Source organism: Psychrobacter sp. L7 (genome assembly GCF_002810365.1).
GTDB lineage: Bacteria > Pseudomonadota > Gammaproteobacteria > Pseudomonadales > Moraxellaceae > Psychrobacter > Psychrobacter celer.
Genome location: NZ_NEXR01000009.1, coordinates 17,885 through 43,100, shown reverse-complemented (window position 1 = coordinate 43,100; position 25,216 = coordinate 17,885). Strand labels below are relative to the sequence as shown.

The following is a 25,216-nucleotide window of genomic DNA, read 5'->3' as shown; positions in this document are numbered from 1 at the left end:
GTAGGACGGCTTTTTGTATCAATTATACTTAAAAGTAGTCGATGATTAGAACTGGTTCATGGTGTTCTTTTCGCCGCCAGCTTTTAGTGCGTTGTCACCTGAGAAGATCTCTTTGTGATCATCGCCTAAGTCAGAGCCCGCCATGGCTTGGTGCTTAACACAAGAGATACCTTCGCGGATTTCTTTGCGTTGTACGCCAGCTGCATAAGCAAGCATGCCTTCTTCACCAAAGTAGCCTTTAGCAAGCTCATGTACGCTAAGCGCTGTGGTGTGGTAAGTTGGCAGGGTGATCAAGTGATGGAAGACACCTGCTTCACGTGACGCATCACGCTGGAAGTTTTGTGCAGCAACGTCAGCGGCAGCGTCAAGCTCAGTACCGTCGTAATCGCTACTCATCAAGTTATCTTTGTCATAGCTTGATACGTCTTTGCCTTCTTCTTCCCACTGAGCGATTACTTGCTTACGGAAGTTTAGCGTCCAGTTGAATGATGGGCTGTTGTTGTATACAAGCTTGGCTTTTGGCTGCTGCTCTTTGATGCGATCTACCATTGATTTGATATGGGCAACATCTGGCGTTGGTGTTTCGATCCACAGTAGGTCAGCACCGTTTTCAAGCGCAGTCACACAGTCAAGTACGACGCGATCGATGTTGGTCTCTTCACGGAACTGATATAGGCCGTTAGCCAGACGTACTGGACGAACCAGCTTACCGTCACGCTTCAGAAGAACGTCGTTTTCTTTTGCGTCAGCGATGTCGATTTCTTCAACGTCGATGAAGTCGATGTACTGAGAAGCAAGGTCGCCTGGCTCATTTGATACTGGGATTTTTTGCGTCAACGATGCGCCTTCAGAGTCAGTACGAGCAACGATAACACCGTCTTCAACACCAAGCTCTAAGAATGCGTAACGAATGGCATTGATTTTGGCGATGTAGTCTTCGTGCGGTACAGTGACTTTACCTGCTTGGTGACCACATTGCTTGGCATCAGATACTTGGTTTTCAACCTGAATGGCACAAGCACCGGCTTCGATCATTTGCTTGGTTAGCAAGTAAGTGGCTTCTTCGTTACCAAAACCTGCATCGATATCGGCGATGATTGGCACAACATGCGAGTCGAAGTTTTCGATTTTCTCTAAGATAGCTGAGGTATCTTGACCTGCTTCTTCAGCTGCGTTTAGCTCACGGAAGTAGTCGTTTAGTACTTTAGCATCGGCTTGACGCAAGAACGTATAGATCTCTTCGATTAGCTTTGGCACAGAGGTTTTTTCGTGCATAGATTGGTCAGGTAGTGGACCAAACTCAGAGCGTAGGGCAGCTACCATCCAGCCTGATAGATAGATGTAGGTTTTAGATGTGGTGCCAAAGTATTTTTTCTTTGCATACATGGTTTGCTGAGCGACAAAACCGTGCCAAGCACCTAAAGACTGTGTGTATTGAGACGTATCGTTGTCATAGTCTTCCATGTCTTGACGCATGATTTTTGCAGTATATTTGGCGATATCCAAACCGGTTTTAAAACGGTTTTGCATCATCATACGTGCCGCATCAGTCTCGCTGATATTCTGCCAGTTACCGTGCTTTTGCTTTAATTCACGTACTACGTCGATCGCTGATTTATATGCAGTTGACATCTATAGTCTCCTTGGTGGGGTGTAAAAAAACGAAAAATTCCATGTTAAAATAACGCTAATGGTGTCTGACCAAATAAGCGTATCGTGATGCTTTATTTGAGTGTTATCGGCGGCTTATCAGATCAGAGACCATCATCAGTCATCCGTTCGAGCCTTAGTTACCCTAAACAAACCTGCTCACAAATACAAGTAAGCTACTAAACTTGGTCGTCGACAGATGATGGGTAAAATATCGATAACAAGGGGGCGTATCCATATATTGCTCAAGGGCTTACGCTAAATTATTAGACAGCAGTGTCATCATTGGCGATAAGAGATGTTACAATATTCAATGCCGTAATCGCTGGGTTTGGTCGCAATCCATGACCGATATCCTCTGGGTAGCTGGCCTGCGATCGGGATTTTTATAACGTTGTCGCAGCGATGACTTTCATAAATGTCTCTTTTGTCAACACGGTTTGGCGGCTTGTACGACCGGCTCATCAGAGTCTAATAGACCGGTATCAATAGCGCACAAATAGGATAGTTGTGGTCCGTGTTGCAAATCATCTACGGGATTCACTATAACTGCCTTACCAAGATTTATCTAATTTATGATAGTTATCTTTAGTATTTTTATGGGTTATAATGTATAGATAACAGCGGTTTACGACCGGTAAATCGCGTTGTCATCAGTGAGTGCTAACACAAAATATAAAATAAATAGCGATATTATGCAGTTAAAGGCTGATGGTCAGCATAACTGCACAAAAAATGCCAAGCTTATAAAAGGCGTTTATTCAAAAGCCAAGAGAAATATATATGAATTTGCAGCGGGTAGATTTAAATTTATTGGTACATTTAGATGTGTTGTTACGAGAAAAAAACGTCACGCGGGCAGCCGAGCAGCTTGGCATTACCCAGCCTGCCATGAGCAATATTTTGCGGCGGTTGCGCAAGCTGTTTAATGACCCATTATTGGTGCGCTCGTCCGAGGGTATGACGCCAACGGAGCGTGCATTAGAACTGCAGCCACGTATTCGTGAGATATTGGCTGACTTGACGCAAGTGCTGGAACCACGCACAGAATTCCGTCCTTATAGCACCTCACGCGTGTTTCGCATCATGACCTCAGACTACGCCGAGGCGACGCTGGTGCCAAAGCTGGTCAAAGCGCTGCGCTCTGAAGCGCCCAATGTGATTTTGGACTTTTTGACGCCCTCTGATGTCTCCTACCGTGATATGGAGCAGGGCCGTGTGGACTTGGCGATCAACCGCTTTAATGAGATACCGCAGAGTTTTCACCAAGTGCTGGTCTGGCGTGATACCTTCAGTTGTTTGCTGTCCTCTGAAAGCCCTTATGCCAACCGCTTTAATCTAAAAAACTACCTAAAAGCTCAGCACGTTTGGGTATCCAAAACAGGTATGGGGGTCGGGTTTGGGGTCAACCCTGAAAAGTCTGGCGGGCTTGGCTCTATCGACCAAGCATTGCAGCGCTTGGGTCAAAAACGGCAAATCAGCGTCTTTACCCGTCACTATCAAATGCCAGCCATGCTTGCAGCAAATAAAGACTTGATTGCCACTTTGCCGACACGCGTGGCTCGTATGCAGGCCAACAACGACAGTATCATTATGGAAGAGCCGCCATTTTTTATTCCTGAATTTGAGCTGACGATGGCTTGGTCGCCACTACTTCAGCATCATCCAGCCCATCGCTGGCTGCGTCAGCTGATCATGCACGTGGCGCGTCAGGTGGTCGCTGAAGAAGAAAACCCGCCACAAAACATACCTGTCATCAATCATTTGTTTTGATTGAATACGTCTTGCCTCTACTTATCAGCTTACTCTCTCAAAACCAGCCATCGGGCTGGTTTTTTGTTTTTAACTCAGTCAATGACCATTAACTGAATTGAGCACCCATCTTTTAAACCTCTATTAGACAAGAGAGATTAATATCTCAGTGACACTCTTAACATCTTATGCACACTTCTTTATATCTTGTAAACCTACTTGCTGAGCATTTTGCTATGATAAATGAGATTTAAGAAAAAAAACAATGAACAAGGCTATTGTTAAGTTTTATAACACTATAAAAATGGCTCTATATCATCATTCAAGTGAGCCGATTGAAAGTCGATCAATACTTTAAAATTGATTCAAATAAACCATTATCATGTATAACAACAAGGACATACATCATGGCAGATATTACGACAGTAAACCCAGCAACGGGCGAAAACATCGAAGAATATAACTACATGAGCAATGACGAGGTCAATCAAATCGTCGATGCTTCGCATCAAGCTTTTTTAAAGTGGCGTAAAACCAGCCACGAGGAGCGGGCGAAGGTTATTAGCTCGATTGGCGAGACCTTGATGAGATATAAAGAAGAGTTGTCTCGCCTCATGACCAAAGAGCGCGGCAAGCTCTATAATCAGAGCCTGCAGGAAATAGATTTGTGTAAAGCCATCTGCGACTATACGGCAGAAAAAGGTGTCACTGCACTAGCTGACGATGAGCGCGATATCGAAAATATGAAAAAAGGCATCGTAACTTATCAGCCAATCGGTGTTATCTACGGTATGCAGCCATGGAACTTCCCAGCTTACCAAGTCTTTCGCTATGCCATTGCCAATTTGATGGCAGGTAACAGTATTTTGCTAAAGCATGCTGCTAATGTTACAGGCTCTGGCTTATTAATCGAGAAAATTTTCCATGAGTCTGACTTACCAAATGACCTGTTTCGCACGATTTTGATTGATCATGATCAATCAGAGATTTTGATCGGTAACGATAAAGTGCGTGGTGTGACGCTCACTGGTAGTGATGGTGCAGGTAGCGTGGTGGGCCAGCAAGCCGCCAAGGCTATCAAAAAAGTCGTCTTAGAGCTGGGCTCAAATGACGCCTTTATCGTGCTAGAAGATGCCGACTTGGATCTGGCCGTTGAGACCTGTACACAGGCGCGTCTGATCAACAACGGTGAGACATGTGTAGCGGCCAAGCGTTTTATCGTGGTAGATAGCGTGTATGACGAGTTTCGTCAGCGTATCATCGACAAGTTCCAAAGCAAAAAGTCAGGCGACCCGATGGATGACAGCTCAGATTTGGGGCCATTGGCACGCAAAGACTTGCAAGAAAAACTGCATGAGCAGGTTGAGGACAGTGTGAAAAAAGGCGCGACCATTGCCGTCGGTGGTGAGCTGCCAGAAGGCAAGGGCAGTTTTTATCCGCCAACTATTTTAGAAAACGTAAAAAAAGGCCAGCCTGCCTATGATGACGAGCTGTTTGGCCCTGTGGCCTCGCTAATACGTGCTAAGGATCAAGAAGATGCGCTGCGTATCGCCAATGATAGTCGCTATGGACTCGGTGGTGCTATTTTCTCAAAAGACGAAGAAAAAGCCATCCGCTTGGCGCGTGAAGAGTTTGACACCGGTATGGTCTATATCAATGGTTATGGACTGGCAAATCCAGCCCTACCATTTGGCGGTGTCAAAAACTCGGGCCATGGCCGCGAGCATGGCGGTTTTGGTATCAAAGAATTCGTCAATATCAAAGCCATTCATGTGCATAATGGCTAATGCTATACGAAGCCATTAGCAGGTACTAATAGTGTGTACTAGCATACAACAAGCCCCCTCATTCAACTATTGAATGAGGGGGCTTGTTCATGGTGCTGTTATACGCTTGGCTCCGGCTCGTGATTTTTGGGTACTGATTTTTGGGTACTATTGCATCATCGGTCGCAATACAGCCTGAGCGGTAATGGGGGCAAATGCGGCTGAGCCGATATAGATGGGCTTTGTAGAGACAGTGCCTTTGTCGCTATGAGTAATAGTGTCCATGGCAACAGTTGATGCTCAAGCTTCTGTACCCGTGCTTGCAAGCTGTCGGCCGTGTCTTTTTGGTCAACCACCAGTAACGCTTGGGTCAAGACAGCGCCTGCATCAAGCTCGGCGGTGACGACATGGATACTACAGCCATGATGACGATCACCTGCGTGTATGACGCGCTGATGAGTATCAAGGCCTTTGTAAACAGGCAGTAGCGAAGGGTGCAGGTTGATCATCGGCGCAGGCGCATGGTCGATAAACCCAGCACTTAGTACCCGCATAAAGCCTGCCAGTACAATCAAGTCGGGCTGCCAAGCGCTCAGTTGCGTGCTGGCATGCGCCTCAAAAGTCTTGATGCCCATGCGCTTGCCGCTGGCCACATGTGACAATACGGCGACTGGAATATCCGCGTCTTTTGCGCGGGTGACAGCGTAGGCGTCTTCGCGATTACTGATGACGCCGACGATCTCAATCGGTAGCGTCCCTGCTTGCATGGCGTCTATCAAGACCTGCAGGTTGCTGCCGCTACCAGAGACCAATACCGCCACGCGTAGTGGTTGATGGTGAGCTGTATGATGGCTATCTGACATTAACGGTACACCACCGCGTCTGCCTGCTCATCAGCGCTGCGTTTGACCATTTCCCCTAATTGCCATGCGGTTTCGCCGGCAGCATTTAAAGTATCGATGGCTGCTTGCGCTTTGTCTTTTGGTACCACGATGACAAAGCCAACGCCGCAGTTAAAGGTGCGGTACATCTCGCTTTGCTCGATATTGCCTTGGGTCTGAAGCCAAGTAAACAGCTCTGAGAACTGCCAGCTCGCCGTGTCGATACTAGCGGCCAGATCATCCGGCAGCACACGGGGCAGGTTGTCCGTGAGACCGCCGCCGGTGATGTGCGACATGGCGTGCAGGGCTGAGCTGCCAAGGGTATCTTGCAGCGCTTTGATGGCTTTGACATAGATACGAGTCGGTGCCATCAAGGCATCCTGAATAGGCTGACCGTCAAGCATCTCGTCGCTGGTGGTGACATCCACGCCGCTTACGTCGATAACCTTACGCACCAATGAGTAGCCATTTGAGTGTGCGCCACTAGAGGCAAGGGCGATCAATACATCGCCTTCGCTGACATTTTTGCCTGTGATGACTTCGCTTTCTTCGACCACACCGACGCAGAATCCCGCTAGGTCATAATCATCGTCTTGATACATGCCAGGCATCTCAGCAGTCTCCCCGCCGATAAGCGCACAGTTTGACAGTTTGCAGCCCTCGCCAATACCAGTGACCACAGTCGCCGCGACATCGACGTCCAGCTTGCCTGTCGCATAGTAATCTAAGAAAAATAGTGGCTCAGCACCGCATACAAGCAAGTCGTTGACGCACATAGCGACCAAATCGATACCGATGGTGTCGTGACGTTGTAGCTGCAATGCCAATTTAAGTTTGGTGCCGACACCATCCGTCCCTGATACCAGTAGAGGCGAGGTGTAACCAGTCGGAATACGACAAAGCGCTCCAAAGCCGCCAAGTCCGCCCACAACCTCAGGGCGAGAGGTGGCTTTTGCCACTGATTTAATACGTTGAACCAACGCATCGCCAGCATCAATATCAACGCCAGCATCTTTGTAGCTTAAAGAAGGCTTGTTACTCATGGTCATCTCACAAAATTTATAAGGAATGAAGGTGGGTCAAAAAGCGAGTTGGTTGTGATAACTCTGAAGGTCGTGGGCGCATTATACCCAAAAACCGCCCTGACTCGCAAAGCAACTTGCCACTTATTCGCTATATTTGCATCAGTTTGCGCCAGATCATCAGTGCTTGCCAAAAAAACCTTATCAAACCATAAAACATCATGATTATAGTGAATTGACTAACAGTAACTGTTGCCTGTGATTGCACCATATGGTTTTGCTGGCATGTTACTACTTACAATCATATAAGAAACAAAAAATGACGGATTTTTTGCTGTACTTTGCGATAATAGAACGCAAAATCATTGTCAATCACTGTTTACTATTTTTCATTGTTTACCATTTTTCATAGTTTACTATTTTTATTAGCCAATCGCAGGGTTATCCACCATGATAAACCAAACCATAGATCCTTTTTTTCGGCGCTTATTTATTGTGGCGGCGATGGTGGTGGCGCTTTTTTTATTGTATTTGATGATGCCAGTCATTATTCCGTTTGTTTTTGCTTTTGTACTGGCGTATTTGTTTAATCCGCTGGTCAAGCGCCTATCGAAATATATCAAGCGCTGGGTGGCGATTATCATTGTCTATGCCACCATCACGCTGGGTATGATGCTGCTGCTTTGGTGGCTGGTACCGACGTTATGGCATCAGTTGCAAGCGGCTTGGGACTATCTGCCAAAGGTGCTAAATTGGTACAATCAAGTCGTACGTGAATGGTTTGCTAATAACAGCCGTATTCGTTTGCCTGAGCTAGAAGCCAAAGGGTTTTCTGAAACCTTGGTCGACTATATGCAGACGAACTATAAGTTTGCAGATGCCAGTACGATGATGAGTCAAATCATCGCCTCTAGTATGAATTTTATCAACAATGCAGGTCTTATCGTATTGGTACCGATTTTGACTTTTTATTTTTTATTCAACTGGGATCAGCGGTTGCAGACTTGGAAAATGGCCATACCAGCACCTTATTGCAAAAAAGTGTTACAGGTAGCGCATGAGTGCGACCGTGCATTGATGGCATTTATCAAAGGTCAACTGCTGGTCATGGTATTACTGGGCGCGATATATGCGGTGCAGTTGCAGCTTATCGGCCTTGAGCTGGGTCTGATCATCGGGATGGTGGCAGGTATCGCAAGTTTTGTGCCTTACCTGGGGTTTGGTATCGGTTTTATCGCGGCCATTGTCGCCTGTTTGTTTCAGTTTGGGCTAGACTGGACTTATTTGGCATTGATTGTTGGGGCGTTTTTGGTGGGACAAGCAGCAGAGGGCTATATCCTGCAGCCACTGTTGTTGGGGGATAAGATTGGTCTATCGCCGCTGTGGGTCATCTTTGCGGTATTGGCAGGGGCAAGCTTATTAGGCTTTGTCGGGATGCTGATTGCACTGCCTGTGTCAGCTGTCCTGAATGTGTTGTTTCGCCATTTGTATGATTATTATCGCTCAACCGATCTGTATAAAGGCCACAAGCAACTGACATTGTTTAAGGATCAATGATTCATGTGTCTTAGGGTTTTATTTATCCCGTTGTTATCACCATTTTAAAATGAGAATGCGCCCGAATGATGAGTGATAACAGTTATACCGTGGATAACGTGGATTGTATGAGCGTAAATGCCGATTGATGCAAGGTAAAGGGTAAAAGACTTGTCAGTCATTTTACAAATATGTTATATATAGGCGCAGTATCCACGGTATTTATCGTTCCTAGGTTGGCTTGGGTCAGCGTTCATAAAAGCACAAGCTACCCAAGTCAGTTTAAAAATATTAGTCGTTTAGCCTTTTTAGTGATTGCGCTACGCAAACCGAGTTGATGATTCATGGCAGAAGCACAGCTAAGTCTCAATCTGGACATTAAGCACGATGCAAGTCTTAGCGATTTTGCAGGTCCTGGTTGGATGTCGATTATTGATGCAGTCAGGCAGTTACATGTCGGCCTGATCGGTCAGTTATACCTATTTGGCAGTCCTGCGACGGGCAAGTCTCATCTGTTGTCCGCTATTTGTGAGTCGTATATAGAAATGGATAAGACGGCTATCTGCTTGTCGCTCAATGAGCTGATTCATACAGATGTCCATGTCCTCTCGTCGTTAGAAAATTTTGATTTAATCGCCATTGATGACTTGGAGGTGCTAGAGCAAAGCACCCAGTGGCAAGAGGCTTTGTTTCATCTGATCAATCGTAGCCGAGAAGGGCAGCGCCAGCTATTGTTTGCTGCCAACAAACCTGCAAGTGAGCTACCGTTTGGGCTAAGGGACTTGCTGACGCGTTTGGCTCAATCGCCGACCTTTAAGGTTCCTAATGGCCATGACTTCGCTGACCGTCAAGCGCTGTTGCAATCTATCTTGCGCCGCCGTGGCTGGCAGTTTGACGACCGTATCATCGATCACTTGCTGACCGACGGGCCACACCGTATCGGTGCGATGATGGACGTGCTCAACTATATTCAGCCCATGTTTTCCAATCTTGGCCGCAGCAATATCTCCAAAGCCGTCATCAGTGATGCGCTGCGTACCATCGATGAGCAAACGCTGGCCGCTGAGCTGGCAGATATTGCTCAAGAAACGCAAGTAGATAACAGCACAGCAGAGCAAGACCAACATACCATGCCACTCGACTTTTAGGCGGCGTTTTTCTTACTGCTAATGGGTTTGATTGCTTTTTATAAGTTTGAATGCGCGATAAATAACGGCGTATATTATGAGTAACCCCATACGCTGTCATACAAAAAACAACGGTTTTTTACCCATTGTTTGCCAGCTGTTTGCCAACCCGCTTTATTCTCTAAAACGCCACATGACTACTGGACCCACTTATGAAACCACATGCTTCTTTGTTAAAAAAACTGACCACCAGTGCTTTGCTCATAGGGGCAGGTTCTGTCTCTATGCTATCGCACGCAGCCGTGACGCTGTTGGTCGATGATCATATCAAGGTCACTGCCATTAATGGTCAAGAAGTACAGCAAAGTGCTTTTCAGCCGCTCACAAAGAAGTTTACGTTGCAGCCTGGTACGCATGCGATTACGGCCAAATACGACCGTTTGTACAACTTGCGCCGTGATGAGCACGACTATTTGCGCTCAGGCAATGTCAGTGTGACCGCACAATTAGCAGACAATCAGACCTATCGTCTGACCATGCCAAATCAGCCAGAAGCGTACGAAGCGGCGAGAGAGTATGCCAAACGTCCGACATTGGCTGTAGAGCAAAACAATACCGTGATCGCCAGCCAGCAAAGCCTCGGCAATCAACAAGGCGGGCTGTTCTCAGGCTTGGGTAAAGCCATCGGCGGCGTGTTTGGTGGTGCAGGTGACGCCGAGCGACAAAACCAGCGAGCGATTGCCGCTTTAGAGCAGCCACCAGCGACTCAGCCGGCCCAGAGTAGTGTCAATATAGGCACCGCGCAATCTGTGCCAGCGGCTGTGCAAACCGGTAATACTCTTGATAGCTTTATGCAGCTATGGCTACAGGCGACCCCTGCGGAGCGCGAAAAAATCCGTCAGTGGATTCAAAAATAAGCAGCCTAAGTGTTTTGAACCAAAAAAAAGCACCCATTGGGTGCTTTTTTAATGCTTATGTTTTTTGTACTTATATTTTTAGTGCTTATGTATAAGTATAAGCGGCGTATTTTATAGCCTTAGCCCAAAAACGCATTGTACATCCAGATCAGTTTTTCTTGCTGTTGTACGTATTCATCGACCAAGTCTGCTGTGCCTTGGTCTTCGGCTTTTTCGGCCACTAATGACACGTCGCGCTGCTCTTCGATCAAAGCTTTTAGGCCAGTGACCACACCTTTTACACAAGCGTTGCCATCTTTGACGTCTTTGTCTTCAGAGATGCTGGTGTGCTGAGCAAAGTCGCTATAAGCGTGTAGTGGCGTACCACCTAATGTCAAGATACGCTCAGCGATCTCGTCGATCTCTACTTGTAGGCTGGTATATAGCTCTTCAAACTGCGGGTGCAAAGTAAAGAAGTGCTCACCCTTGACGTTCCAGTGATAACCACGGACGTTGATATAAAACATATGATAGCTTGATAGTAAGTCGTTTAGCTTGCTGATGACTTCGCTCATGTCTGCTTTTTCTAGACCAATCTGGTTGGTTGCATTATTACTCATGATATTATCCTTATAGTTTGAGTGTTCAATAAAAAGTCGTATTAAAAAGCCTAGTAGCGTACGTAATCTTGAGTCACCAAAAAGATGACCAAAAAACCACTAAAAAGCTTGATAATAAAGAAGACTAAGAGTGTAGCAAGTCATGGGCTACGTGGCTATGCTCATTCATATAATATAGCCGTTTTACCAAAAAAAATAACAATATAAATGATACGGCGATACTCGCACCAAACCAGTTTTCAGTTGCCTATAAGGCGGCCGATAATCAGTATCATAAACAAAGGTATTTACTATCAAAAGTAGGTATCGTCCTCACACCTACTTTCTTGGGACTTCTAAACCCTTTTTTCTTCTACTGGTGACTATCATAGCAAAACATCATGGATAAGTTAAATTCATTAATTTCAACCATGTGATTGGTTATTTAGAACCAAGGCGCGCCCTATAAGAGTATAGAGCGCTTTTGTATCATAAGCTGCTAAAAAAATATTATTAAGCAGGCGGTTGCAAGCTTTCAGGGTTTAAGCCTTTGACAGGCACCACTTCTTGGAGATGCTGACGCACGGTATCGATCGGAAACTTTTGCGCTTGTAGGCGTTTTGGGACAATCTGGCTGCCTTGTTGGCCTTTAACCTCAAACATCATAAAAATGTAATCGTCGGTTTCATCCCAGCTTTTGACAGCAGTCCATGGAATGACGGCTTGCTGAGTTTGGCCTGCACGCATCTGCATGCCGCGCATCTGATTGCTATTAAACATCTCTGGTTGATTGACAGGCATGGCCATCACCAGTCCGTGCTTTTGTACGCCCAGCTTCATCTGGCGCATCTCATCGGGCATTTCTTGATCGGCCACTTGTTTTTCAAACTCTCTTTTGACGTACCATTTAAAACCAAGGGTACGCACCAGTACATAAATCACCACGGCCACCAGCATTAACCAAAAGATAATCGTAGAGTAACCCGTGACAAACACCAAACCTGCAATCGCTAGTATCACGACCACGGCCATGACGACCCATTCTTTGGTCTTAAAACTGGATAGACCAAATGAGGGACTCGCACTGGCAAACAGCTCATACTGTGCTTGATGAAATTCGGCCTCGGTGAGGTTTAAGGCGATGGGTTGGAGCGTGTAAGGGTACAGGGCCATAGAGGTTTCTCAGATACTTGTGTTAACAGCGTTGGGTTTCGATCGCCAAAGCAGGACAGCGTCGCCATACTTGGCTAAAGACAGAAAAAAGATATGCGCTTATCTTACCGAAAAGCGCTCTTAAATGAAACATATAAGCGGTGCGATGGCGGGATTGGTCTTATATTTCTATGGATGCGCTGTGCGCAGGTGGTATTTATATAAAATAAAAACCACTCCAGCATAACAAGCGCTACGGCGTGAATATGGCACCACAAAAGTCTTGTTAGGGCGTTATCGCGATATCACTGAGAACATCGCCAAAATATAGGCAAAACATGGTCAAATCTGCTGGGTCTTGGTATCATAGCGGCTATTATATATTCTTATAACCAGCATGGTACATCAGGCGGCTTGATATCCATCAGTACGTCATGAAGACAATCATCAGAACCATTTTAGGATAATGCGATGGTCCTTTAACAGGCCATGTAAGTCTATTATCTTAGTGGAATTGGCCTGATAGAATGCTCTGATTGGCTGATTTGATTATCAACACACCCTATTAAAATTTTACCCACATTTAGCGTTACAGGCGACTATTATGATTGATCCGAAACTCTTGCGCGGCGATTTAAGTGATTTACAACAGCAGCTAGCCACTCGCGGCTACGAGCTTGATATGGCTTTTTGGCAAAATATCGAAACCGAGCGTAAATCGCTACAAGTCAAAACCGAAGAGCTGCAATCGCGCCGTAATGCGGGGGCAAAGCAAGTGGGCGTGCTAAAAAAATCAGGCGAAGATGCCAGCGAGCTACTGGCCCAAATGCAAAGCATCAGTGGTGAGATTAAGGCGGCAGAAGATGAGCTGCGCACCCTGCAAGAGCGCATCACACAAGCGGCCATGCAAATCCCTAATATTCCAGCAGCAGATGTGCCTGTCGGAACGTCAGAGGATGATAATGTCGAAGTGCGCAAATGGGGAACGCCGCGTCAGTTTGATTTTGACATCAAAGACCATACCCATATCGGTGAAACCTTGGGCATGCTAGATTTTGAAGCGGCCACCAAGCTGACCGGTAGTCGTTTTAATGTGCTAAAAGGGCAGCTGGCGCAGATGCATCGCGCTTTGATTCAGTTTATGCTGAACACTCATACGGTCAAGTACGGCTATCTTGAGACTTATGTGCCTTATATCGTCAATAGCGAGAGCCTAAAAGGCACCGGCCAGCTGCCAAAGTTTGAAGAGGATTTGTTTAAACTGACCAATCATACCAATAACGATGAGATGGATTTTTATCTGATTCCGACTGCAGAAGTGCCAATGACCAACTTGGTGCGCGGCGAGCGTTTGGATATCAAAGAGCTGCCATTGAAGTTTACCGCCCATACGCCATGCTTCCGTAGTGAAGCTGGCTCGCATGGCCGTGATACCCGTGGTCTGATTCGTCAGCATCAGTTCGAAAAAGTTGAAATGGTCAATATCGCCACTAGCGAGCAGTCAGATGAGTTGCTTGAGGCGATGACAGGCCAAGCCGAAGATATCTTGCAGCAGCTAAATCTTCCTTATCGAGTGGTACAGCTGTGTACTGGTGATATGGGCTTTGCTGCGCAAAAAACCTACGACATCGAAGTATGGCTACCAAGCCAAGATACCTATCGCGAAATCTCTAGCTGCTCAAACTGCGGCGACTTTCAGGCGCGCCGCATGGGCACGCGAGTCAAAGATGGCAAACAAACCAGTCTTGCTCATACGCTAAACGGTTCAGGACTTGCTGTTGGCCGTACGCTGCTGGCAGTGATGGAAAACCATCAAAACGCTGATGGTAGTATTAGCATTCCAGAAGTGCTGCGTCCATATATGGGCGGCGCTGAGACCATTTTGGTTTAATGCAGTGATGTTTTTCTAAATTGCCCTCTACATTACTATCTAAGCTGCGGGTCATCCATGGGTTCGCGGTTTTTTGATCCGTGTTGGTTTGAAAAAACTGATACAAATGATGATTAAATACAAACGATTCTATCAGCGCATTTTTAGCGTGCCTGATGGCAAATATGTTAATATAGCACTTTGACTTTATCGTCTGTCTGTCGATGATGCGTCAGGCGTTTTCGGCAGGCTATCCTCGAGTAAACTCTCCTCTTATGCTCCACATTTCTGATTCGAATATTAGGACACTCTATGCCAGCTCCAATTAGCGAACGTAAACTAGCCAATGCCATCCGTGTACTGTCGTTTGATGCGGTTCAAAAAGCCAATTCAGGGCACCCGGGCGCGCCGATGGGCATGGCCGATATTGCCGAGGTTTTGTGGCGTAAATTTTTAAAGCACAACCCTACCGATCCTAACTGGCACAACCGCGACCGTTTTGTTTTATCAAATGGTCATGGCTCGATGCTGATTTATGCATTGCTACATTTGACTGGTTATGACGTCAGTGTCGATGACCTAAAAGGCTTCCGTCAGCTGCATTCAAAAACCCCAGGTCACCCTGAGTATGGCTATACCCCTGGTGTTGAGACGACCACAGGCCCACTCGGCCAAGGTATCGCCAATGCTGTTGGTTTTGCGATTGCCGAAAAAACCCTTGCCGCCCAGTTTAACCGCGACGGCCATAACATCGTCGATCATCATACCTATGCGTTTTTGGGCGATGGCTGCTTGATGGAAGGCATCAGCCACGAAGTGTGTTCACTCGCAGGCACGCTAGGGCTTGGCAAACTGGTCTTCTTCTATGATGACAATGGCATCTCAATCGACGGTAATGTTGAGGGCTGGTTCACCGACGATACCAAAGGACGCTTTGAGTCTTATGGCTGGCAAGTCATCACCGTTGACGGTCATGATGCAGACGCGATCACCGCGGCCACCGAGCAGGCCATTAACGAAACGGCAAAGCCAAGCTTAATCATCTGTAAAACCACCATCGGTGCTGGTAGTCCGAACAAGCAAGGTCTAGCGGCTAGCCACGGCGCGCCACTTGGTGATGACGAAATCGCCTTGACTCGTGATGCATTGTCTTGGAAACATGCCCCATTTGAGCTAGACGATGAAATCTATGAAGCGTGGGATGCCAAAGCCAAAGGCGATGTGCAACAAAAGAACTGGGATGCTGACTTTGCAGCGTACAAAAAAGCCTACCCAGAGCTGGCAGACGAGCTATTACGCCGCCTAAATGGCGAATTGCCAGCTGATTTTGCTAGCCAAGCAAAAGACTATATCCAGCAAACCCAAGAAGGAGGCGGCGATGTCGCCAGTCGTAAAGCCAGTCAAAATGCGATCAATGCTTTGCAGCCATTGTTGCCAGAGATCATGGGCGGTTCAGCCGATCTTGCTGGCTCAAACCTCACGCTATTTAAAGACGCAAAGGGGATTGAGACCGACAGCGACGGCAACTATATCTATTATGGTGTGCGTGAGTTCGGTATGACTGCGATTGCCAATGGTATCGCCTTGCATGGTGGCTTTATCCCTTACGTGGCGACCTTCCTGATGTTTATGGAATACGCGCGTAATGCTGTGCGTATGGGTGCACTGATGAAGCAGCGCATCATTCATGTCTATACGCACGACTCGATCGGTCTGGGTGAAGATGGCCCAACGCATCAGCCAGTCGAGCAATTGACTAGCCTACGCACCACGCCGAATCTACGCACATGGCGTCCTTGCGATGCGACCGAATCGGCGACGGCTTGGGTAGAAGCGATTAAGTCAGCAAACAATCCATCTGCCTTGATCTTTAGCCGTCAGAGCTTGCCACATCAAGCGCGCGATGAGAGCCAAGTCGCGAACATCGCCAAAGGTGGTTACGTACTAGCCAAAGAACAAGGCGAGCTAAAAGCTCTCATCATCGCCACCGGTTCAGAAGTTGGTCTTGCGATGCAAGCGCACAAGACGCTTAGCGAAAATGGCATGGGCGTGCGTGTGGTCTCTATGCCATGTGCCGAAATCTTTATGGAGCAAGACGCTGATTATCGCGAGTCAGTATTGCCTGCCGCCATCCGCGCCCGCGTCGCAGTAGAAGCAGCGCACGTAGACTACTGGTATAAGTTTGTCGGTCTCGATGGTAAAGTCATCGGTATGACCACTTATGGCGAGTCAGCACCAGCCAGCGACTTGTATAAAGAGTTTGGTATTACCACTGACGCTGTGGTTGAAGCAGTAAACAGTTTGGTCTGATTAATCAGAGCTTAGACTGAGTTTTTGAGTCCAAAAAAGAGCTGCTAGAGTAATCTGGTGGCTCTTTTTTTGGTAAATTGATCGGTCTCTTTTTTATAGACGTTGAAACTTTGAGGATATTGTGCTAAGAGCTATGATACTCAGCCTTAATCATATCAGCGACTTTCTCCGCTATCATAATCGTTGGCGCATTGGTATTGGCGCTAATCAGTGTCGGCATGATGGAGGCGTCGATGACTCGTAATCCGCTGACACCGCGTACTTTTAATGCCAAATCCACGACTGAGTCGTCATCTGCGCCCATGCGGCAAGTACCGACAGGATGGTAGATGGTGTCTGACTTGTTGCGGATAAAGCCAAGCATGCCGTCTTTTTTGATATAAGGCGCAGGGTAGTCCTCTGTGATGTAGGTGGCCATGGGTGCCTCTTGCATAATGGCGCGAGTGCGCTCGGCGCCAGCCACCATATATTCTACGTCTTTGGGGTGCGACAGATAATTGGGGTCGATCAGAACGGCATCAGCAGGGTCGGCCGATGCCAGCCGGACAGTCCCTCGGCTTTCAGGGCGCAAGTAGCAAGTATGGCACGAAACCGCAAATCCACGTTTGAGATCGCGGCCATGCTCGATGACGCGCGAGATGACGAAGTGCAGTTGGATGTTGGGCCATTGTTTTGGGGCATCACCGACACTGAAGAAAGCGCCTGCTTCTGCGTAGTTGGTGGACAGTAGGCCGGTGCCGTCTTTGCGCCATTGCCGAATGCTCTTGGCCAAGGTTGAGAGCGTCGCCATACCAATACCGATGACGTCGGTGGTATTGACCTCATAATCAAACACCACGTCTAGATGGTCTTGTAAGTTACCGCCGACCTCGGGCGCATTCACGATTACCTCAATCCCGTGGGACTGTAGATGCTCGGCAGGGCCGATACCTGAGAGCATCAGGACTTTGGGTGAGCCAAAAGCACCGCTTGATAAAATCACTTCATGACGTGCCATGACGGTATGCTCGACGCCGTCTTTTTCATAAGCGACGCCAACGGCTTTTTTGTCTTCAAAAATAACGCGGTTGGCTTGAGCATGGGTAATGACAGTGAGGTTTGGCCGGCGTTGTACTGGATGCAGGTAAGCGGCGGCGGCAGAGCAGCGCTGACCTTGCTTTTCACCATGAAAATGCGTGACTTGATATAAGCCTGCGCCGCCTTGTTTTTGGCCATTAAAGTCTGGGTTGTGATCTAAACCATTGGCGATAGCCGCTTTTACAAAGGCTTTGGAAATATCGCGCGGACTGAGCAAGTCACTGACGTGCAAAGGCCCGCTATCGCCATGTAGCGCATCTGCGCCGTGGATGTTGTTTTCAGCTTTGATAAAGTAGGGGAGGACATCGTCAAACCCCCAGCCTGTACAGCCTTGCTCAACCCAGCGCTCATAATCAAGCGCACTGCCGCGCGTATAAATCATGGCATTGATGGCGGATGAGCCGCCCAAACACTGACCACGCGGCTGAAAACCTTTACGATTATTAAGGTGCTCTTGTGGGGTGGTGTGAAAGCACCAGTTATTAAGTTTTAGCGGCTTGCCTGGCACCATGAGGATAAGTCCAGCTGGCATACGAACCGCAAGGTCTTTGCCTACGCCGCCGTACTCTAACAAGCAGACACGGATGTCTGGGTTTTCTGTCAGGCGGCTGGCAAGCACACAGCCTGCAGAGCCGCCACCGACGATGACGTAGTCAAAAATTGCATCTGATTCCATACGATATTTCCTTAGCTTCCATGCTAATTGAGCTGGGTGTGATGACCCAGACGATACAGACGTCAATCAGTATAGACCCAAAGTCATAGCGATGTTAAATGGTTTTTATCAGCAGATAGGTTTTTGATAGTCAGCTTTTAGACTGTAGCAATATGACAGAGGCAATGATGGTGTGTAGCATCGACAACTGCCAGCTATACCTTGCACACCTCAGAGCGCACGATAAAGCGCTTGCCCTCGGGTATCTCCAGCGAAAAACTGGCGCCGCGACCATCGACCACATCGATGATAAGATCGGTGTGTTGCCATAGCTGATACTGGGCTTTGCCCATATAAAAAGGACATCCTGCCAGCTGGCCGACCAAAACATCTTGGCCGCCCACGACAAACTCGCCTAAGGGGTAACACATCGGCGAGCTGCCATCGCAGCAGCCACCAGACTGATGAAACATCAGCTCGCCATGCTTGGATTTTAGTAAGTCGATCAGTGCTTTACAAGATGGGGTAGCAGTGACTTTCATCATGATGTCCTTATCATTGGTGGTGTGTCTTGACTGAATAAACTGGGTAAATTGTTTAACTATCTGTATAAAATCAGAGGTATATAAAAAGTCGTACCCTCTTCATTCACACCAAAGATAGCATGTGAGTGAAAACGATACGACTAAGAGGGCTAAATAAAATACAACAAGCCAGTGCTGCGCTAAAAGAGAACCAGCCTAAAGCATCACAGTCCCATCACACCGTCATGAGCCTACATGCTATAGTCAATGACGATGCGACCTTCGATTTTGCCATCACGCATCCGCGCAAAGATATCATTGATATTTTCAAGTGGCTCAGCCGCGACGGTAGCCTTGACTTTGCCTGCCGCTGCCATGTCTAGCGACTCTTGTAAGTCTAGGCGCGTACCGACGATCGAGCCGCGAATGGTAATGCCATTTAACACGGTATCAAAGATAGAGACAGGGAAGTCGCCCGTTGGTAAGCCGTTACACACCAAGGTGCCGCCGCGGCGGAGCATGCTTAGCGCTTGGTCAAAGGCTTTGGCCGATACTGCTGTCACAAGAGCGCCATGAGCGCCGCCGATCTGCTCTTGGAGATACTCACCAGGATCGGTATCTTTGGCATTGACGATGACTTTGGCGCCCAGCTTTTTGGCAAATTCAAGCTTCTCATCGTCGATATCGACCGCCGCGACATTAAGGCCCATGGCAATGGCGTACTGAACGGCCATGTGTCCAAGTCCGCCGATACCTGAGATCACCACCCAGTCGCCAGGCTTGGTATCCGTCATTTTAAGACCCTTATAGACGGTGACACCTGCGCACAGCACCGGGGCAATCTCGATAGAGTCGACGCCCTCAGGGATGATGCCGACATAGTTGGCATCGGCCAAGACATACTCAGCAAAACTGCCGTTTACTGAGTAGCCGGAGTTTTCTTGCTGCTCGCATAGCGTTTCCCAGCCGCCTAGGCAATGCGTACAGTGACCACAGGCAGAGTAGAGCCAAGGCACACCGACGCGGTCACCCTCTTTGACATGGTGGACGTTGTCGCCGACAGCTGTGATCAATCCGACGCCTTCATGGCCTGGGATAAATGGCGGATTTGGTTTGACAGGCCAGTCACCTTCGACAGCGTGTAAGTCAGTATGACAGACGCCAGAAGCTTGCATTTTTACCACAATCTGACCGGCACCTGGGGTTGGGATATCCACTTTTTCAATCTGCAAGGGTTGTCCGAAATCATGTAATACGGCCGCTTTCATTTTATTACTCACGTTGCATTCTCCTTATCGCGGATGGTGAGTTGATAGATATCATATCTACCAACTCATTACTTTATGGTGGCTACCATAAAGCGCGTGACAGACAGGCTTAAAAGAAGCCCATCTTTTTGGGACTATAAGAGACCAGCATGTTTTTGGTTTGCTGATAATGATCGAGCATCATTAGATGGTTTTCGCGGCCGATACCTGATTGCTTGTAGCCACCGAAGGCGGCGTGTGATGGATAAATGTGATAGCAGTTGGTCCAGACTCGGCCCGCTTGAATACCACGGCCAAAGCGATACGCCTTATGTACACTACGAGTCCAGACGCCAGCGCCTAGGCCATATAAGGTATCGTTGGCGATTTTCATGGCTTCGTCATCGTCTTTAAACTTTGTGACGGCAAGTACAGGGCCAAAGATTTCTTCTTGGAACACGCGCATGTCATTGGTGCCCTCAAAGATGGTTGGCTGCACATAATGACCATCGCCCAGCGCGCCATCATGTTTGGCTTGTTCGCCGCCGACCAATACTTTCGCGCCTTCTTGTTTACCGATATCCAGATAAGAGAGGATTTTTTCTAATTGGTCTGAGCTGGCTTGCGCGCCAATCATGGTATCAGTATCTAGCGGGTTGCCCATCTTGATGGCCTTGACGCGCTCGATACAGCGTTTCATAAATTCATCATAGATACTCTCATGTACCAGTGCGCGTGACGGACACGTACAGACCTCACCTTGATTGAGAGCAAACATGACCAAGCCTTCGACCGCTTTGTCCAAGAAGTCATCGTCTTCATCCATCACATCGGCAAAGAAGATGTTGGGGCTTTTGCCGCCCAGCTCTAGCGTCACAGGAATGATATTTTCACTGGCGTACTGCATGATAAGGCGGCCGGTTGTGGTCTCACCTGTAAAGGCAACTTTGTTGATGCGCGGGTTAGAGGCCAGTGGCTTACCAGCTTCAACGCCAAAGCCATTGACGATGTTTAGCACGCCCTTTGGCAAAATGTCAGCGATACCGATGGTCTCTAGCATAAATAGCACGGACGCTGGTGTTTGCTCAGCAGGCTTCATGACGATACAGTTACCAGCGGCGAGGGCGGGGGCGATTTTCCACACCGCCATCAGGATAGGAAAGTTCCACGGGATGATTTGTCCGACCACGCCTAGTGGCTCATGGAAGTGATAAGCAACGGTGTCTTCATCGATCTGGCTGATGCCGCCTTCTTGGGCGCGAATGGCACTGGCAAAGTAGCGAAACTGATCTATAGCTAGCGGGATATCTGCCATCAAAGTCTCACGCACAGGCTTACCGTTTTCGTAGCATTCGGCGATAGCAATGGCTTCGAGGTTGGCTTCCATCTTGTCTGCGATTTTGAGGAGCAAGTTGGCGCGTTCAGCGACACTGGTTTTACCCCAAGCGTCTTTGGCAGCATGCGCAGCATCGAGTGCTTTTTCTATATCGGCTTCTTTTGAACGTGCCACTTGGCAGATGATTTTGCCATCGATGGGGCTTGGGTTGTCAAAGTATTCACCATCGATGGGGGCGACCCACTCACCATTGATGAAGTTGTCGTATTTTTTGCGGAATTGGACGGGACTGTTTTCAGTATTGGGATAAGCGTATAACATGAACGACTCCTTGTTGGGTATTATGATGATTGAAACATAAATATTTGGCCTTCCTGACCAAGCTATGACTCTATCGTACTGAGCTTTGGCGTTGAGAGATAATGACTTTTTATAATGATATATTTCGTATCATATAACTTTATGTTATGCGGTTAGCGCCTGCTAAAGTGCTTTGTAAAGTGAGTGCAGCTGTTATAATTAAATGGCAGTGCCGCACACTTGGTTGCGATGCCATGCGGTGTTTTTACTTCCTATTTTCTTTTATTACTTATTGGTTTGGATATATGCGTCAATCTTCTGCTCTTAATATTTTAAAAACAGGTCAAAACGTTTTTTTGACTGGATCGGCAGGGTCGGGTAAGACTTATACTCTTAACCAATATATTGATTATTTGCGCGCGCGCCGTGTGCCAGTGGCGGTCACGGCCAGTACAGGCATTGCAGCGACGCACATGAGCGGCACCACCATTCACAGCTGGTCAGGAATAGGCATCAAAGATGAGCTGACGGAGCGCGATTTGAGCAATCTATCGCGCAAGCAGTTTTTGGCAGATCGCCTAAAAGAAACAGCGGTACTTATCATCGATGAGATATCGATGCTGCATGCTAAGCAGCTAAACTTAGTCAATCAAGTGCTCAAACACGTGCGCAAAAATGACAGTGCCTTTGGTGGTATCCAAGTGGTCGTTGCCGGCGACTTTTTTCAGCTGCCACCGATTGGCAGTCGCGGCGAGAGCAACCGCGAAAAGTTTGCCTTTATGTCTGAGGCATGGCTCGATGCCAAGTTTCATATTTGCTATCTGTCTGAGCAGCATCGTCAAGTGAGCGAGGCGGCCAATGGCGGACTGGATTTGGATGACATTCTCAACCAAATTCGCCGTCAGGAAGTCACCTTTGAGGCGATTGCGGCACTAGAGGCGACCTATGATCAAGACGTCGATATCAAGCGCACCCGACTGTATACTCACAATCTCAACGTCAATAAAATCAATGACAAAGAGCTGGCCGCCCTAGATGGCGAGATGATGCGTTTTGAGGCGACGTCGACGGGCGATAGTAAGCTGGTCGACACTCTCAAAAAGACCGTGCGTACCCAAGATGAGCTGACGCTCAAAGTCGGCGCTAAGGTGATGTTTATTAAAAACAACACCGAGCTTGGCGTCTCGAATGGCACCATGGGGGAGCTGGTTGGCTTTGCCGCTGTCAAGATAGACGATGGTAAGGGCAATAGCGAAGCCTTAATTGAAGAAGTCGATGCAGACGATGACGCAGAGACGGCCAAAAAGACAGATACGTCAGACAAGCAGACGGCAAAAACCAAAAAGCCCACCACGCAAAAAATGCCTGTGGTGCGGCTAAACTCAGGCCGTGAGGTCGTCGCTGAGACAGAAGAGTGGATCATCGAAGATGAGACAGGGGAGGTGCTGGCAAGCTACAGCCAAGTACCGCTTTGTCTGGCTTGGGCAATTACCATTCACAAGTCGCAAGGTATGACCCTAGAGGCCGCAGAGATTGATCTGTCGCGCACTTTTGAGCTGGGTCAAGGCTATGTGGCGCTCTCACGCCTCAAGTCGTTAGCAGGGCTGCAGCTACTTGGCATGAATGAGATGAGTCTACAGTTAGATCCACTCGCGCGCGGGGCGGACAAGCGGTTTTTGGCGCTCTCCGAAGAGGCGGATGCCAACTATGCCATGCTCAATGAAGAGAGTCTGACACAGGCGCATGACAAGTTTATCTTAAAGTCGGGCGGTACGCTGAATCAATCAGTGATTGATGCCTACGCGGCGCTACAAAAAAAGCGCCGTGAGCAGCAGCAGGCAAAGATTGACAAAAAACAAAAACGCCGCAACCAGGCCGCTGATAAGTCCCAAAGCACCTTGCTGGCAACCAAAACGCTCCTCGAAGAGAGTTTGTCTATCGCTGAGATATCACAAGCGCGCCAGCTGTCGCAATCTACCATCATGCGCCATATTGCAGAGTTAAAAGCGCAGGACCCAAGCTTGGCCTGTGACCATCTGCGCCCAGACGATGAGGTGATGACGGCAGTAGGTACCGCTTATATCGCGATCAAAGTCGCCAATAATCCCAATGACTTTAATGATGATGGCAGTGTTAAGCTGCGCCCAATCTTTGAGCATCTCAAGCAGCGTATCGATTACAATACCATTCGTCTGGCCTTGATTTTTATTACCCCATAGGGCTGGGCGATGATGTGATATCGTCTCAGTGATTTGCCGTGTTTTTTTATCTTTATAGCGATATGTTTTTATGCCTGATTTTTCTAGTGCCACTTATCAACTAACCTCTGATCCAGCCGTCGCCGCGATGGCTTATACAGGCGAGCATACTCAGCCATTACGAGTGGCGATTAATGGCTTTGGCCGTATCGGGCGTAATGTACTGCGCGCCTTATTAGAGCGTTTTGAGGTCTTGGGTCGTGCGATTCATGTGGTGGCAATTAACGACTTGGCACCTGCTGATATTTTATTGCATTTATTAAAGTTTGATAGTGCGCATGGCCGCTTAAGTCAGCTGGGCGTGGCAGCTGAGCTGGTGGTAGCCAGTAAGGATGAGAATAAAACCCAGCTGTGCCTGACCAAAAACAGCCTGACTTATTGTATCAATATGCTCTCAGAGCCGGATCCCAAGAGCCTGCCATGGCAAGCGTTAGGGGTCGATGTGGTACTGGAATGTACGGGGCATTTTCGCTCTTATGAGCAGGCGCATCTGCATATTGAGGCGGGCGCGCAGCAGGTCATCATTGGTGCAGCGCCTTTCGATGATGTCGATGCCTGTATCGTGATGGGCGTCAACAGCGATACCTTGACGCGGGCGTTACCGATTATCTCGAGCGTCTCATGTACCACCCAAGCGCTGGTACCGCTGATCGATACCCTTGATAAGGTCTTTGGCGTCACCTCCGCGATGATGACAGAGATTCATGCAGTCACCGCTGACCAGACTGTGCTCGATCAAGCGCACCGAGATCCAAGACGCGCCCGTGCCTCGGGCCATAACATCATACCTACGACCTCGAGCAGTATCGCTGCGACCGAGCGTGTATTACCGGCGATGGTCGGCAAGGTCAATGGTCACTCTATTCGTGTGCCCACCATCACCGTTGCAGCGATCGATGTGACCTTTGTCTTTGACACCCAGCCTGTCAGCATTGCGGCGATTCGTGAAGTACTGACAGCCGCCAGCGACGGTCATTTGCGTGATATTATGGCCTATACCGATGAGCCACTAGTATCCAGCGATTTTATCCATCAGACCGAGTCGCTTATTATTGATGGTCAGCAGCTGATGCAAGTCGGTACGCAGTACAAGGTTTTTGCTTGGTATGACAACGAGTGGGGCTATGCCAATAGACTGCTTGATATGTGTTTGCATTTGGCCTCCAGCGGTCATTAAATCCGTGATTTGTGCTCATCGAAAAATTAATTTAATTTTTTTAGATTATCTGCTTGCATTATGAAATGATATCTATATAAT

At 48.0% G+C, this 25,216-nt stretch carries 18 protein-coding genes; 9 read left to right on the top strand and 9 right to left on the bottom strand.

The window, feature by feature from the left end; translation table 11 throughout:
* Nucleotides 1–45: 45 nt before the first annotated feature.
* The gene (locus tag CAP50_RS09215; RefSeq protein ID WP_075100588.1) at nucleotides 46–1,632 is read right to left on the bottom strand and encodes an isocitrate lyase; all 1,587 of its coding nucleotides are present in this window, start codon (nucleotides 1,630–1,632) and stop codon (nucleotides 46–48) included.
* Between the two features lie 801 nt (nucleotides 1,633–2,433).
* Here CAP50_RS09215 and CAP50_RS09210 point away from each other — a divergent pair.
* On the top strand, nucleotides 2,434–3,423 hold the full coding sequence (locus CAP50_RS09210) for a LysR family transcriptional regulator (RefSeq protein ID WP_075100589.1): 990 nt from the start codon (nucleotides 2,434–2,436) through the stop codon (nucleotides 3,421–3,423).
* A 386-nt stretch (nucleotides 3,424–3,809) separates the two neighbouring features.
* Nucleotides 3,810–5,189 carry an NAD-dependent succinate-semialdehyde dehydrogenase gene (locus CAP50_RS09205; RefSeq protein ID WP_100749793.1) on the top strand — a complete coding sequence of 460 codons (1,380 nt, stop codon included), beginning with the start codon at nucleotides 3,810–3,812 and terminating at the stop codon, nucleotides 5,187–5,189.
* Nucleotides 5,190–5,344: 155 nt separating this feature from the next.
* Here CAP50_RS09205 and purN read toward each other — a convergent pair whose 3' ends face one another.
* Both purN and purM read right to left on the bottom strand, forming a co-directional pair.
* Nucleotides 5,345–6,031, bottom strand: a complete 687-nt coding sequence (gene purN, locus CAP50_RS09200; RefSeq protein ID WP_100749792.1) for a phosphoribosylglycinamide formyltransferase — start codon at nucleotides 6,029–6,031, stop codon at nucleotides 5,345–5,347.
* Complete coding sequence (purM, locus tag CAP50_RS09195) at nucleotides 6,031–7,092, bottom strand: phosphoribosylformylglycinamidine cyclo-ligase (RefSeq protein WP_100749791.1); 1,062 nt, start codon at nucleotides 7,090–7,092, stop codon at nucleotides 6,031–6,033. Before purM ends, purN begins: the two co-directional genes overlap by 1 nt.
* Nucleotides 7,093–7,521: 429 nt before the next feature.
* On the opposite strand from purM, the gene CAP50_RS09190 reads away from it, so the two are divergent.
* The 3 genes from CAP50_RS09190 to CAP50_RS09180 all read left to right on the top strand — a co-directional run bounded on the left by CAP50_RS09190 (nucleotide 7,522) and on the right by CAP50_RS09180 (nucleotide 10,651).
* On the top strand, nucleotides 7,522–8,628 hold the full coding sequence (locus CAP50_RS09190; RefSeq protein WP_100749790.1) for an AI-2E family transporter: 1,107 nt from the start codon (nucleotides 7,522–7,524) through the stop codon (nucleotides 8,626–8,628).
* Between the two features lie 323 nt (nucleotides 8,629–8,951).
* Nucleotides 8,952–9,755: a DnaA regulatory inactivator Hda gene (gene hda, locus CAP50_RS09185; RefSeq protein ID WP_075100594.1), complete on the top strand. Its 804-nt coding sequence runs from the start codon at nucleotides 8,952–8,954 to the stop codon at nucleotides 9,753–9,755.
* A gap of 191 nt (nucleotides 9,756–9,946) precedes the next feature.
* Nucleotides 9,947–10,651 carry a DUF2057 family protein gene (locus CAP50_RS09180; RefSeq protein ID WP_100749789.1) on the top strand — a complete coding sequence of 235 codons (705 nt, stop codon included), beginning with the start codon at nucleotides 9,947–9,949 and terminating at the stop codon, nucleotides 10,649–10,651.
* A 119-nt stretch (nucleotides 10,652–10,770) separates the two neighbouring features.
* Here CAP50_RS09180 and CAP50_RS09175 read toward each other — a convergent pair whose 3' ends face one another.
* Nucleotides 10,771–11,250: a Dps family protein gene (locus tag CAP50_RS09175; protein WP_075100596.1), complete on the bottom strand. Its 480-nt coding sequence runs from the start codon at nucleotides 11,248–11,250 to the stop codon at nucleotides 10,771–10,773.
* Nucleotides 11,251–11,742: 492 nt separating this feature from the next.
* The gene (locus CAP50_RS09170; protein ID WP_075100597.1) at nucleotides 11,743–12,402 is read right to left on the bottom strand and encodes a YcxB family protein; all 660 of its coding nucleotides are present in this window, start codon (nucleotides 12,400–12,402) and stop codon (nucleotides 11,743–11,745) included.
* Nucleotides 12,403–12,985: 583 nt separating this feature from the next.
* Here CAP50_RS09170 and serS point away from each other — a divergent pair.
* Nucleotides 12,986–14,272, top strand: coding sequence for a serine--tRNA ligase (serS, locus tag CAP50_RS09165; RefSeq protein ID WP_100749788.1), 1,287 nt, complete (start codon nucleotides 12,986–12,988; stop codon nucleotides 14,270–14,272).
* A 291-nt stretch (nucleotides 14,273–14,563) separates the two neighbouring features.
* Nucleotides 14,564–16,561, top strand: coding sequence for a transketolase (tkt, locus tag CAP50_RS09160; RefSeq protein WP_100749787.1), 1,998 nt, complete (start codon nucleotides 14,564–14,566; stop codon nucleotides 16,559–16,561).
* A gap of 124 nt (nucleotides 16,562–16,685) precedes the next feature.
* On the opposite strand, the gene CAP50_RS09155 is transcribed toward tkt, so the two are convergent.
* The 4 genes from CAP50_RS09155 to exaC all read right to left on the bottom strand — a co-directional run bounded on the left by CAP50_RS09155 (nucleotide 16,686) and on the right by exaC (nucleotide 21,721).
* Complete coding sequence (locus tag CAP50_RS09155) at nucleotides 16,686–18,314, bottom strand: GMC family oxidoreductase (protein WP_100749786.1); 1,629 nt, start codon at nucleotides 18,312–18,314, stop codon at nucleotides 16,686–16,688.
* 194 nt (nucleotides 18,315–18,508) lie between these two features.
* Nucleotides 18,509–18,835, bottom strand: a complete 327-nt coding sequence (locus tag CAP50_RS09150; protein WP_075100601.1) for a DUF779 domain-containing protein — start codon at nucleotides 18,833–18,835, stop codon at nucleotides 18,509–18,511.
* Nucleotides 18,836–19,068: 233 nt separating this feature from the next.
* A complete protein-coding gene (gene adhP, locus CAP50_RS09145; protein WP_172953111.1) occupies nucleotides 19,069–20,097 on the bottom strand; it encodes an alcohol dehydrogenase AdhP in 1,029 nt (342 codons plus the stop codon).
* Nucleotides 20,098–20,194: 97 nt separating this feature from the next.
* Entirely contained in the window at nucleotides 20,195–21,721 is a 1,527-nt protein-coding gene (gene exaC, locus CAP50_RS09140; RefSeq protein WP_075100603.1) for an acetaldehyde dehydrogenase ExaC, read from the bottom strand.
* 284 nt (nucleotides 21,722–22,005) lie between these two features.
* Between exaC and CAP50_RS09135 the strand changes: the two genes are divergently transcribed.
* Together CAP50_RS09135 and CAP50_RS09130 are read left to right on the top strand one after the other, a co-directional pair.
* On the top strand, nucleotides 22,006–23,919 hold the full coding sequence (locus CAP50_RS09135) for an AAA family ATPase (protein WP_100749785.1): 1,914 nt from the start codon (nucleotides 22,006–22,008) through the stop codon (nucleotides 23,917–23,919).
* Between the two features lie 127 nt (nucleotides 23,920–24,046).
* Nucleotides 24,047–25,135: a type I glyceraldehyde-3-phosphate dehydrogenase gene (locus CAP50_RS09130; protein ID WP_241900734.1), complete on the top strand. Its 1,089-nt coding sequence runs from the start codon at nucleotides 24,047–24,049 to the stop codon at nucleotides 25,133–25,135.
* The last annotated feature ends 81 nt before the right edge of the window (nucleotides 25,136–25,216 follow it).

What these genes read in the sequence shown, in the direction of transcription:
- purM (WP_100749791.1), bottom strand. Translation starts at nt 7,092, where the DNA reads ATGAGTAACAAGCCTTCTTTAAGCTACAAAGATGCTGGCGTTGATATT.
- CAP50_RS09190 (WP_100749790.1), top strand. Translation starts at nt 7,522, where the DNA reads ATGATAAACCAAACCATAGATCCTTTTTTTCGGCGCTTATTTATTGTG.
- CAP50_RS09205 (WP_100749793.1), top strand. Translation starts at nt 3,810, where the DNA reads ATGGCAGATATTACGACAGTAAACCCAGCAACGGGCGAAAACATCGAA.
- CAP50_RS09130 (WP_241900734.1), top strand. Translation starts at nt 24,047, where the DNA reads ATGGCTTATACAGGCGAGCATACTCAGCCATTACGAGTGGCGATTAAT.
- serS (WP_100749788.1), top strand. Translation starts at nt 12,986, where the DNA reads ATGATTGATCCGAAACTCTTGCGCGGCGATTTAAGTGATTTACAACAG.
- CAP50_RS09210 (WP_075100589.1), top strand. Translation starts at nt 2,434, where the DNA reads ATGAATTTGCAGCGGGTAGATTTAAATTTATTGGTACATTTAGATGTG.
- exaC (WP_075100603.1), bottom strand. Translation starts at nt 21,721, where the DNA reads ATGTTATACGCTTATCCCAATACTGAAAACAGTCCCGTCCAATTCCGC.
- CAP50_RS09180 (WP_100749789.1), top strand. Translation starts at nt 9,947, where the DNA reads ATGAAACCACATGCTTCTTTGTTAAAAAAACTGACCACCAGTGCTTTG.
- CAP50_RS09215 (WP_075100588.1), bottom strand. Translation starts at nt 1,632, where the DNA reads ATGTCAACTGCATATAAATCAGCGATCGACGTAGTACGTGAATTAAAG.
- CAP50_RS09175 (WP_075100596.1), bottom strand. Translation starts at nt 11,250, where the DNA reads ATGAGTAATAATGCAACCAACCAGATTGGTCTAGAAAAAGCAGACATG.
- CAP50_RS09155 (WP_100749786.1), bottom strand. Translation starts at nt 18,314, where the DNA reads ATGGAATCAGATGCAATTTTTGACTACGTCATCGTCGGTGGCGGCTCT.
- CAP50_RS09150 (WP_075100601.1), bottom strand. Translation starts at nt 18,835, where the DNA reads ATGAAAGTCACTGCTACCCCATCTTGTAAAGCACTGATCGACTTACTA.
- hda (WP_075100594.1), top strand. Translation starts at nt 8,952, where the DNA reads ATGGCAGAAGCACAGCTAAGTCTCAATCTGGACATTAAGCACGATGCA.
- tkt (WP_100749787.1), top strand. Translation starts at nt 14,564, where the DNA reads ATGCCAGCTCCAATTAGCGAACGTAAACTAGCCAATGCCATCCGTGTA.
- purN (WP_100749792.1), bottom strand. Translation starts at nt 6,031, where the DNA reads ATGTCAGATAGCCATCATACAGCTCACCATCAACCACTACGCGTGGCG.
- CAP50_RS09135 (WP_100749785.1), top strand. Translation starts at nt 22,006, where the DNA reads ATGCGTCAATCTTCTGCTCTTAATATTTTAAAAACAGGTCAAAACGTT.
- CAP50_RS09170 (WP_075100597.1), bottom strand. Translation starts at nt 12,402, where the DNA reads ATGGCCCTGTACCCTTACACGCTCCAACCCATCGCCTTAAACCTCACC.